General features: G+C 66.5%; 1 protein-coding gene. It reads right to left on the bottom strand.

The annotated features are described in order from the left end of the window. Positions 1-408: RNA repair transcriptional activator RtcR family protein (locus tag ETC00_RS20030; protein WP_253264357.1), on the bottom strand; the 408-nt coding region annotated here is incomplete at its 3' end. Between the last annotated feature and the right edge of the window lie 19 nt (positions 409-427).

The following is a 427-nucleotide window of genomic DNA, read 5'->3' as shown; positions in this document are numbered from 1 at the left end:
GGCCGGCAGGTAGCGCGCCTCGGTAAGGAGGAACCAGCAGATCTGCGCGACATGGGTCCCGGTGGTGATATGCACCAGGTAGTCCTCGCGCTCGGTGTCGAAGGGGTAGGCGCTGACGAAATCGTGCAGGGCGCCATAGACCTCCTCGAAGTCCCAGGGGTTGCGCAGTTCCATCTGCTGCAGGCGGACCTCGGTATGCGGCGACACCGCGGCGATGTCGGCGCGAATCCGCTCGGCCAGGCCGAGGTCGCGGGCGTCGTTGCCGTGGATCAGTTCGAGGCGGTCGATCAGCAGGTCCGGCTGCTGGCACAGGCCGATGCTCGGCCGCCACTTTTGCCAGCGCGCCGCGCCCTTGCCGAGACGGTCGAGGGTGGCGCCGATGAAGCCGATGGCGACCGTGCGTTTCATCACTGCTTATCCTTCAAGA

The sequence above is a fragment of the Brevibacillus sp. MCWH genome (genome assembly GCF_013096935.1).
Taxonomy (GTDB): Bacteria; Bacillota; Bacilli; order Brevibacillales; family Brevibacillaceae; genus Brevibacillus; species Brevibacillus aydinogluensis.
The sequence above is the reverse complement of the archived record's forward strand: the minus strand, read 5'-3'. Positions and strand labels throughout refer to the sequence as shown.